The 9,678-nt window shown below is 70.7% G+C and carries 8 protein-coding genes and 2 tRNA genes; 2 read left to right on the forward strand and 8 right to left on the reverse strand.

Translation table 11 applies throughout. The features are described from left to right. Nucleotides 1-129 precede the first annotated feature (129 nt). From AB0N27_RS29510 to AB0N27_RS29535, 6 genes are all read right to left on the reverse strand, one after another. A tRNA-Met gene (locus AB0N27_RS29510) sits at nt 130-203 on the reverse strand. Nucleotides 204-327: 124 nt separating this feature from the next. Next, nucleotides 328-401 (reverse strand) — tRNA-Met (locus AB0N27_RS29515). 58 nt (nt 402-459) lie between these two features. Then, entirely contained in the window at nt 460-1,395 is a 936-nt protein-coding gene (locus tag AB0N27_RS29520; RefSeq protein ID WP_364376929.1) for a hypothetical protein, read from the reverse strand. Continuing rightward, a complete protein-coding gene (locus AB0N27_RS29525) occupies nt 1,385-1,894 on the reverse strand; it encodes a SigE family RNA polymerase sigma factor (protein WP_364376932.1) in 510 nt (169 codons plus the stop codon). Before AB0N27_RS29525 ends, AB0N27_RS29520 begins: the two co-directional genes overlap by 11 nt. A 189-nt stretch (nt 1,895-2,083) precedes the next feature. Continuing rightward, on the reverse strand, nt 2,084-5,071 hold the full coding sequence (locus tag AB0N27_RS29530) for a UPF0182 family protein (RefSeq protein WP_364376935.1): 2,988 nt from the start codon (nt 5,069-5,071) through the stop codon (nt 2,084-2,086). 96 nt (nt 5,072-5,167) lie between these two features. Then, on the reverse strand, nt 5,168-6,181 hold the full coding sequence (locus AB0N27_RS29535) for a PDZ domain-containing protein (RefSeq protein ID WP_364376938.1): 1,014 nt from the start codon (nt 6,179-6,181) through the stop codon (nt 5,168-5,170). 115 nt (nt 6,182-6,296) lie between these two features. On the opposite strand from AB0N27_RS29535, the gene AB0N27_RS29540 reads away from it, so the two are divergent. Next, a complete protein-coding gene (locus tag AB0N27_RS29540; RefSeq protein ID WP_364376941.1) occupies nt 6,297-7,586 on the forward strand; it encodes a zinc-dependent metalloprotease in 1,290 nt (429 codons plus the stop codon). Nucleotides 7,587-7,634: 48 nt separating this feature from the next. Here AB0N27_RS29540 and AB0N27_RS29545 read toward each other — a convergent pair whose 3' ends face one another. Further along, nucleotides 7,635-8,243: a hypothetical protein gene (locus tag AB0N27_RS29545; RefSeq protein ID WP_364376944.1), complete on the reverse strand. Its 609-nt coding sequence runs from the start codon at nt 8,241-8,243 to the stop codon at nt 7,635-7,637. 75 nt (nt 8,244-8,318) lie between these two features. After that, entirely contained in the window at nt 8,319-8,849 is a 531-nt protein-coding gene (locus AB0N27_RS29550) for a M48 family metallopeptidase (RefSeq protein ID WP_364376947.1), read from the reverse strand. Between the two features lie 508 nt (nt 8,850-9,357). On the opposite strand from AB0N27_RS29550, the gene AB0N27_RS29555 reads away from it, so the two are divergent. After that, nucleotides 9,358-9,525, forward strand: a complete 168-nt coding sequence (locus tag AB0N27_RS29555) for a DUF5679 domain-containing protein (RefSeq protein ID WP_167517324.1) — start codon at nt 9,358-9,360, stop codon at nt 9,523-9,525. Nucleotides 9,526-9,678: the final 153 nt, after the last annotated feature.

Raw genomic sequence — 9,678 nt, forward strand, 5'->3', positions numbered from 1 at the left:
CACGCGCCCCCCCCCCCGCACCTACCCGCCCCGCGGGGCGGCCCCCCCCCGGGCCCCCACCCCTCGCGGATGTCGACGGGAAAGCAGAAAGCCCGCCTCCGGCGAACCGGAGACGGGCTTTCCTTCTTGTAGCGGGGACAGGATTTGAACCTGCGACCTCTGGGTTATGAGCCCAGCGAGCTACCGAGCTGCTCCACCCCGCGTCGACTGGTTAACTCTAACCCATCCCTTTTGACGATGATCGGCGGGGTCGACCCGGCCGGACGCCGCACCTCCGCAATGTCGAAAGCCCGCCTCCGGCGAACCGGAAACGGGCTTTCTCTCTCGTAGCGGGGACAGGATTTGAACCTGCGACCTCTGGGTTATGAGCCCAGCGAGCTACCGAGCTGCTCCACCCCGCGTCGGTTCGCTAACCGTAGCGCACCGACCCGGGACACCGCAAAGCGACTCCGATTCCTGTCAGTCGAGCCAGTTCTCGATCGCCGCCACCGCCCGCCGGCTGTCGGCGTCGACCTGCGCGCGCTCGGCGGTGGTGGACTCCCAACCCTGCTCCCAGAGCACCGTCACCACGTCACCGATCCGAACCGCCCGGACCAGCCGCACCTCGTCCGCCCCCGGCTCGCCCATTCCGTCCGGGTACGGAGACCGCATCTCGAACAGCACCGACTCGTCGCCGTACTCCCCCGAGGTCAACAGCCGCTGCCGCCACGTCCTGGCGTCGTCGGACTGCTTCTGGGTGGGGCAGTCGCGAACGGCCTGCCGCAGCTCCCGCAGCGCGTCGTCGGCGCGGCCGGAGCGGTAGATGGTGATGGTGTGCCGGTAGCTGCCATCCGGCACGCTCTCCGCCGGCTGCTCCGGCTTCTTGTAGGCCAGGAACCGGCCGCGACGCTGGACCACCGCCGAGTTGCTGGGGTAGCCGGCCCCGCAGAGCGGAGGCAGCATCGCCGACGTCGCCCACGACTCCAGGCCTCTCTCGTTGGCCGCCGCCAGCCTGAAGAAGGCCCGATCGGGGATCGAGGTGGGCGGCCGGGCCGCTGCCGGGCCGGTCGCCGAGGCCGGCGGTCTGCCGACCGACGTGCTGGTCGCCGGTGTGGACGACCGGGACGTCGACAGCGTCGGCGAGACCGACGGCGACGGGCGGGGCGTCGAGGAGGTCGGCGGCGGTCCGGGGGTGTCCGCGGGTGGGGGCAACGGCGCCGAGCCGTCCGTCGACAACGCGAGCCGTCCACCGACTGCCACCCCGCCGATCAGCACCGCCACCGCGACCGCGGTGCCGGCGACCCGGATCCGGGCCCGCCGGTCGGCACGCCGCCGGACCAGATCAGGGTGGGCCACCTCCATGCCGTCGGCGACGACGGTGAGCGACCGGTACAGGTCGGAGATTTCAGCTGACATCGTTCGCCTCCAGCTTCTCGACGGCGAGGTCGGGTAGCAGCGCGGCCAGTCGGGACCGCCCCCGGGACAGCCAGGACTTGCCGGTGCCGACCGGGACACCGGTCTCCCGGGCGATCTCCTCCACCGACATGTCGAAGAGGTAGTGCAGGGCCAACGCCTGCCGGTGGGTGGGCGGCAGTTGGCGCAGCGCGCGAACCAGGAGCACCCCGTCCTCGCTCGGCGGTGGCGCGTCCGGCGGCGACCCGGTACGACTGAGCACCGACCGCCAGCGGTGCAGGCGCCGCCAGCGGTCGGTCGCCAGCCGGGCCACCACGAGACGCAGCCACGCCTCCGGCGCCGGATGCTCCGACAGCCGCCCCCACTGCCGCCAGGCCCGGGTGAAGGCTTCCTGCACCAGGTCCTGCGCCTCGGTGTGGTCACCGGCCACCGCGTAGGCGTACCGCATGGTCCGCCGGGCGGTGCAGCGATAGAACTCGTCGAAGCTCTGCGCGTCCCTCACGACTGACCCCCTCGTCCGCGCCCCGTTGCATGGAGGACGGCGGGCCGCCACCGTGGGTTGCGGGTCAGCAGGACAAACGGTGTCGGACAGGCGACAGGCCTGCGTGGCGTCCGCACACGGCGGAGCCCCCGCCGTCCGGACCTGTGTGGTCGGGCGACGAGGGCTCCGAGGGATGTTCGGCGTTGCGGGTCAGCCGCCGGCGCTCGGCGTCGGCCCGCCGTTCGGCGCGCCCGCCGGGTTGGCGGTCTGCGCCTGCTGGAACGCGGTGAGCGCCTCGTCCAGCGCCTTGAGCGCGCGACCGTACCGCTCGAAGTCGCCGGAGGCCTGCGCGGCGCGGACCTCGGTGATGGCGGCCTGCACCCGGTCCGCGGCGGCGGCCAGCTCGCCGGTCGGCGCCGGGGTGGCGGTGCCACTCGGCGTCGGCGTGGGCGTCGGCGTGGCGGTCGGCGTCGGGGTGGTCGGGTTACCCCCTGTGGTTGGGGGCGGCGACGTGCCCTGTCCGGCCCGCTTACCCTGCTCGACAAGTTGCTTGATGCCGTCGTTGATGTTGTCGGCGAGCGCCACGAACGAACCGCCGTCGCCGTACGAGAGCAGCACCTTCTGCAACAGCGGGTACGCGTCCTGCTGGTTGCTCTTCACGTAGACCGGCTCGACGTAGAGCATGCCGTCGGCGAAGGGCAGCGAGAGCAGGTTGCCGTACTGCACCTGCGCCTGGTTGCTGGAGAGCAGGTTGAGCTGCTGGCGGATGTTCGCGTTGTTCGTCATCTGCTGGTGCACCTGCACCGGACCGGAGATCCGGGTCTGATCCGGCAGCTCCAGCACCTCCAACCGGGGCTTTCCGTCGACGTACGACCCGGAGATCAGCGCGGCGAGGTTCTGCCTGCCGTTCGGGGTGACCGCGGAGGTGAGCTGGAAGCGCGGGCTCTCCTGCCCCGGGAACTGGGTGAACAGGTAGTACGGAGGCTGCTTCTGGCCGCTGTCCGGAGCGTCAGGCACGTTCGGCACCTGCCAGAAGTCCTGCGCGGAGTAGAAGTCGCCCGGGTTGGTCACGTGGAACTTGGTGAGCAGGTTGCGCTGCACCTTGAACATGTCCGCCGGGTAGCGGAAGTGCTCGTTCAGCTCGACCGGGATCTCCGCCTTCGGCAGCACCAGGTCACCACCGAACGCCTTGTTCCACGCCTTGAGCACCGGGTCGGTGTCGTCGTACTCGTAGAGCTTCACCGTGCCGTCGTACGCGTCGACGGTGGCCTTCACCGAGTTGCGCATGTAGTTGACGTTCTCCCGGGCCAGCTGGAAGGTGCCCCGGTTGGTCAGCTCGTCGGTGGTCTCGGTCTGCAGGTTGACCCGCTCTGCGTACGGGTAGGTGGCCGCCGTGGTGTAGCCGTCGACGATCCACTGCACGCGGCCGTCGACGACCGCCGGGTACGGGTCGCCGTCCAGGGTGAGGAACGGCGCGACCTTCTCCACCCGGTCCCGCGGGTTACGCACGTACAGCAGCTTGGAGTCCTTGTTGACCGCCTCGGAGAGCAGGAAGTTCGACTCCTGCTCCTTGATGGCGTACAGCAGCCGCCGGGGGAACGAGCCGATCTCCACGCCGCCCTCACCGGTGTAGGTGTAGGACTCGCCGCCACCCTCACCGACCGGCCTGTCGAACTCGGCCTTCTTGTTCGGGTCGGACTGCCCGACGATCGCGTAGTCGTCGGCAGCCATCCGCTCGCCGTAGTAGATGCGCGGCTGCTTGGCCGGGATCTGCTCGGTCTGCGAGGAGCACGCCTCCTGGGTCTTCTCGCCGAGGAAGCCGGAGACGAAGAACGGCTGCCCGCCGCAGACCACCTGGTTGGCGGGGGCGGCCACCAGCCCGTACCCGTGGGTGTAGACGGTGTGCCTGTTGATCCAGGTGTTCTGCTGGTCGGTCAGCTCGCCGTAGTTGATCTCCCGTACGCCGACCACGTAGTCGGAGGTCTTGCCGTTCACCCCGTACCTGTCGATGTCCAGCTTGGGGCCGAAGTCGTAGAAGCCCCGCACCTGCTGGAGCTGGGTGTACGTCTCGCTCACCAACTGCGGGTCGAGCAGCCGCACGTTCGACACCACGGACGTGTCGGTGGCCAGGTTCGCCGGTGGGGTGAGATTGTTCGCCGCGTACGGCGTGGTCTCGGTGACCGCCAACCCGAACGCCGCCCGCGTCGCGTCGATGCTGCGCTGGATGTACGGCGCCTCCTTGTCCTTGGCGCTCGGCTTGACCTCGAAGGTCTGCACCGCCCAGGGGTAGATGCCGCCGATCGCCACCGCGGAGACACCGAGCAGGGCCAGCGAGATGCCCGGCCAGACGAGGTTCCGCATCCAGGCGTTGGAGAACACGATGATCGCGATGGCCACCACGATCGAGATGTACGCCAGGATCTCCTTGGCCGGCAGCAGCGCGTTGACGTCGGCGTAGCCGGCGCCGTACAGCTTGGCGCCCTCGTTGTACTCCAGCAGCATCGCCCGCCGGTCCAGCACGTACGCGATGGCCTTGAGCAGCACGAAGACCGCGACCAGGCTGCTCAGGTGGGCGCGGGCCGCGTTGCTCATCCGGTCCCCGACACCCTGCAGGCGGACCCCGCCGTACAGGTAGTGCACCGCCAGCGCGCCGATCACGGCCAGCACCACGGCGGTGAAGGCGACCCCGAGCAGGTAGCGCCAGAACGGCAGCTGGAAGACGTAGAAGCCGAGGTCGACACCGAACTCCGGGTCCTTGATCCCGAAGTCGCCGCCGTTACGGAAGAGCAGCCACTGGTTCCACCGGTTCTGCGCGGAGAGGCCGGCGAACAGCCCGATCACGGCGGCGGCCAGCGAGATCCAGGTGCCCAGGCGCGGGGTGAGCGCCATCCGGTAGCGCTCCAGGGTCGCCTGCTCGACCGAGTGCGGCCGCAACCGTGGACGCAGCCGGTACGCCAGCCACAGGTTGCCGCCGACGACCACCGCCATGCCGAGGCCGATGACCAGGAAGAGCAGCAGCCGGGTGAGCAGCACACCTGTGAAGACCTCGGTGTAGCGGACCTCCTCGAACCAGAGCCAGTCGGTCCAGGCCTGAACACCCCAGCCCAGCAGGGTGAAGAGCACGAACACCCCGACCAGGACAGCGATGGTGACGCGGCCGCGCCGACTCATCCTCGGTAGGGGGCTGCTGCTACGCATGACCACTGTTGGCTCCGCACGCTCGATGTGATCGGCTCCGACCAGGCACCCAGAGTACGGGGTCTTCCTGAACGTGTCGGGGCACGGTCACACCGGTCAGCAGCGGGTCGGCTGACCCCCCGAACGGAGGGTGTCAAGAGCCGTCAATGCCTCGTCCAACGAGCCCACCCGCAGCAGCGGCAGATCGGGCTGCGGATTGCGGACCGCCTCGGCGCAGTTGTCCGCCGGCACGAGGAAGACCTTCGCCCCGGCGCGCTTCGCGCCGACGAGTTTCTGGGCGATCCCGCCGATCGGGCCGACCGAGCCCTCGTCGTCGATCGTGCCGGTGCCCGCGATGACCTTCCCGCCGGTGAGGTCGGCCGGGGTCAGCTTGTCCACGATGCCCAGGGCGAACATCAGGCCGGCGCTCGGACCGCCGATGTCCTCCAACTCGATGTCGAGCGTGAACGGGTGCGGCTGCTGCTGGTCGATCTCGACGCCGATCCGCGGCCGGCCGTCCTGCTCGCGGCTGGTCACCGTCGCGGTGGCCGGCACGCCGTCACGGGTGTAACCGATGGTCAACGCCGTACCGGCCGGCTTGGCCCGGATCAGCTCGGTGACCTTCGCGGCCACCGGCACCGGTTGACCGTCGACCGAGGTGACCACGTCGCCGGCCTTGAGCGCACCGGCCGACGGCCCGTCCGCGGCGACGGTCTTGACCACCACCTGCACCGGGAAACCAAGCTCGCGGAGCGCGGCGGTCTCGGCGCTGGTCTGCGACACCTTGAAGTCCTCGGCGTTCCGCTGCTCGACCTGCTCCGTCGACTCACCGGGCGGGTAGACCAGCTCGCGCGGCACCACCGCCTCGTCGTCGGAGAACCACCCGGCGATCGCCGACCGGAGCCGCACCGTGGGCTGCACGCCCACCGTGGTCAACCGGAGCTGCCCGGCCGAGGTGGACGTGTCCCGTCCGGAGACCTTGATGACCTCCTTGCCGTCGGCGGTGCCGAGCGTGTTCACCGTCGGGCCCGGCCCGAGCACCACGTACGGGATCGGCACCCGGAGCACCCCGATGCTCAGCAGGGCGGTGAACAGGGCACCGAGCAGGACCGTCAGGCCACGACGTCTCATGCGCCAGAGCGTACCGACCGGTCGACGCCCGACTGTCGGATGCGCCACGCGACTTCGCCCTCAGCGCAACGCCAGCGGCGACGACCTGGGGCGTGGCGCGCGTACCGTAGACGTCGTGCCTGATATTCCGTTCGGTTTCGCGCTCCCGGGTGGGCAACCACCAGACCCCAACGATCCCGCGCAGATGCAGCAGTTCATGTCGCAGCTGCAGCACCTGCTGTCCGCACCGGGCAGCGGGCCGGTGAACTGGGACCTGGCCCGTCAGGTGGCGGCCAGCCAGCTCGCGGCCGCCGGCGACCCGGCGGTGTCACCGTACGAGCGCCACGCGGTCGAGGAGGCGCTGCGCCTGGCCGACCTGTGGCTGGAGCCGGCCTCCGCGTGGCCGTCGGGCATCCAGACCCCTGTCGCCTGGAACCGCAACGAGTGGATCTACAAGACGCTCGACGTGTGGCGCAAGCTCTGCGACCCGGTGGCCAGCCGGATGGTCGGCGCGATGGGTGACCTGGTGCCACCGGAGGCGCGCGCCCAGCTCGGCCCGATGCAGTCGATGGTCGCCACCCTCGGCGGGGCGCTCTTCGGCGGCCAGCTCGGTCAGGCCCTCGGCTCGCTCGCCGCGGAGGTGCTCTCCGCCGGCGACATCGGCCTGCCGCTCGGCCCGGCCGGCACGGCCGCGCTGATCCCTGCCAACATCCGGGCGTACGGCGAGGGCCTGGAGCTGCCCGAGGACGAGGTACGCCTCTACGTCGCCCTGCGTGAGGCCGCCCACCAGCGGCTGTTCCAGCACGTCCCGTGGCTGCGTGGGCACGTGCTCAACGCGGTGGAGACGTACGCCTCGGGCATCCGGGTCAACCGGGAGGCGATCGAGGAGGCCATGGGCCGTGTCGACCCGACCGACCCGGAGTCGATGCAGGCCATCGCCCTGGAGGGCATCTTCACCCCGGAGGACACCCCGGCGCAGAAGGCCTCCCTGGCCCGTCTGGAGACCGCGTTGGCCCTGGTCGAGGGCTGGGTGTGCCACGTGGTGGACAGCGCCGCCAGCGACCGGCTGCCGAACGTGGTGCGGCTGGGTGAGGCGTTCCGCCGCCGCCGGGCCGCCGGCGGTCCCGCCGAGCAGACCTTCGCCGCGCTTGTCGGCCTCGAACTGCGCCCACGCCGGCTGCGCGAGGCCGCGGCGCTCTGGGCCGCGCTCACCACGCACCGGGGCATCGAGGGCCGCGACGCGGTCTGGGGTCACCCCGACCTGCTCCCGTCGGACGACGACTTCGCCGACCCGGTCGCCTTCGCGATGAACGACATGGACCTGAGCGAGCTGGACAACTTCGACTTCACCGCCCCCGGCGGGGTCGAGGAGAAGGCTCCCGGTCAGCCCGACGAGACCGACGACGAGGGCGACGCCAAGTCCTGACGCCCCGACCGGGTGCCCGCGCCGTCCGGCGCCGGGCACCCGGACCGGTCAGGCGGGACGGCCCGAGCCGGAGAGCAGGGCGCGGGTGGCCTCCCAGCCCTCGAAGGCCGGGTCCAGGGTGGCGAGGTCGGCCGGGCCGCGCATCCGTCGCCAGCCGGCCGTGACGGCGACGTCCCCCGGTCGGGGCGCACCCGAGCGCGCGTCGGCAGGCGTCGCCGTGTCCAGGTCCAGCGGGGGCAGCCATTCCGGCACGGGCAGCCGTACGGCCACCCCGAGCAGACCCGGGCCGCCGCCCTCGACCGGGGCCACCGCCACCGGCCTGGTGGTGAGCGGGCGCAGCAGCTTGCCGATGGTCAGCGCGGGCAGGTCCGGCACGTCGGCGGCGAGCACGGCCGCCTGGTCGTAGCCGTCCAACGCGGCGAACACCGCGTTCGGCGTCGGCTCGGCCACCTCGTACACGGCGGTTCCCGGCCAGACCAGCGCGTCCGCGAGTGCGCGGTCGGCCGGGGTCACGGCGACCGCGACCTCCACCTCGTTGAGGGTGGCGACCAGGTCGACGACGTCCTCGGCGAGCGCCGCCCGCCAGTCCGCCCGGTCGACGCCGGGCGGCGACCACTGGACCGGCCCGAGCAACGCCACCACCACTCGCCGCGCCATGCCCCGACCCTAGCGCCCCACCGGACGCGAGGCACCGCGCCCATCCGGCCGTTGCGGCCCGGCGGCGGCCGGAGATCAGGTGGGTACGGGGGCGCAGGAGGCGGCGGCGACACCTTCGAGGTAGCCGCGGGCGCGTTCCGCCTTGGGGTAGCGACCCACCAACGCCCAGAACCGTGAGTTGTGGCTCGGCACGATGAGGTGCGCCAGCTCGTGCAGCAGCACGTAGTCGATCACCCACTCGGGCATGTCCTGGACCCGGTGGGAGATCCGGATGCTGCGGTCGGCGGGCGTGCAGGAGCCCCACCTGCCGTTCTGGTTGGTGACCCACCGCACGCTTGCGGGCACCGCACGCGTGCCGTACCCGCCGAGGTAGAGGTCGATGAGCCGGGTTGCCCGGGCCAGCAACTCGTCGTCGGAGCGGGCCAGCCGGCCCTCCCGGGCAGCGAGCCGGGCGAGCATCCGGTCGACCCACTCGCTCTCCTCGGCGCGGGAGAACTGGTCCGGAATGAGGACGACGACCCGCTCACCGTCGCGGTACGCGGACACCGTGCGTCGTCGGCGCTGACTGCGCCGTACCTCGACGACCGGCTTGCGCGTCCCCGCCATCACTGGCCCGCGCAGCCTCGGCTACGTGTCACGACAGAAAGCTAATGCGTACTGACCAGGGGTCCGCAAGAGTCAACCGCACGACACGCGCCCAGAAAATGGTGATTGGTCGCCCAGCGTCCTGAAAATTTCTTGACCAGGGCGTCGCCACGCGCTCTCGTCACCCTTCGTGAACACCGGGGCCGGAGCGCTTCGTCTCCAAACTTAGGTGATCACCGCTGGAGACGCGCGTGGGGGCACCCGCAAGGGTGGCTGAGAGGGTTTGGTCGGCGTGTCCCCGCCAAACTGACTTATCCGACCTATTTCGCCATGCACACTCTCGACGTCGACTTGCTCACAGTGTCGATGCACAGCTGACATGGAACTGCCCAGACCTGGGTAGGGTCCGCGGACCAGCGGTCACGAAGGTGGCCGCGGAGTGAAACCCAGCGCCGGCGCCCCGTGTGGCCCGCCGCCGGGCAACCCGCCGGGACCGTATTGACCGGCGGACGAGACGAGGAGGGGCACCGTGGCCGACCAGGCCCAGAGCTACAACGGTTACTGCGTGAAGTGCAAGGAGAAGCGGGACTTCGAGGGGCACGTCGAGGTCTCGAAGACCGGAATGAACATGGCCAAGGGCAAGTGTCCGGTGTGCGGGACAACAGTGAACCGCATCCTGGGCAAGGCCAAGGTCTGACCCGTTCGGGTGCACGGGGGCGGGGGGGGGGGGGGCCCCCCCCCCCCCCCCCCCGGCGGGGGCCGGCCAAAAAAAAACAACCCCCCACAACAAAACCCCCGCTGTGGTTAAACACCCAAAAAAAAATGAAAAACCAAGAAAAAAAACAGGGCC

The organism is Micromonospora sp. NPDC093244, assembly GCF_040683695.1.
Lineage (GTDB): Bacteria > Actinomycetota > Actinomycetes > Mycobacteriales > Micromonosporaceae > Micromonospora.